At 51.9% G+C, this 474-nt stretch carries 1 protein-coding gene; it reads left to right on the forward strand.

The window, feature by feature from the left end; genetic code table 11:
- On the forward strand, window positions 1-474 hold a 474-nt coding region (locus tag G9G54_RS24915; protein ID WP_165179950.1), incomplete at both ends, for a condensation domain-containing protein.

Genomic DNA, 474 nt, shown 5'->3' on the forward strand with positions numbered 1-474 from the left:
CAATATGCCAGGCGCTTTGATCATTGAAGGTTCCTTGGATAAAACGCGACTGGAGCAAGCCTTCCGCCAGCTGATTGTCCGCCATGAAGCCTTGCGAACTAGATTCGACATGGTGGATGGCGAGGTTATTCAATGGATTGAATCCAATGCCCCATTCAACGTGGAGCATGTGCAGGCAAGCGAAGAAGAGACCCAGCAGTATGCACTGGACTTTGTACGCGCATTTGATCTCGCGCAAGCACCATTGCTGCGGGTTCAGCTGGTGGAAACCGGACCGGAGCGTCACGTCATGCTCTATGACATGCACCATATTATTTCGGATGGCGTCACGGAAGGAATTATCGTGCAGGAGTTCTCTCAATTGTATGAAGGCAAGGAACTGCCGCCCCTGCGCATCCAGTACAAGGACTATGCGGTTTGGCAGCATGCCGATATGCAAAGTGAACGTCTTCGTGAGCAGGAAAGCTACTGGCT

It is taken from the genome of Paenibacillus sp. EKM212P (assembly GCF_011066115.1).
Lineage (GTDB): Bacteria > Bacillota > Bacilli > Paenibacillales > Paenibacillaceae > Paenibacillus > Paenibacillus polymyxa_B.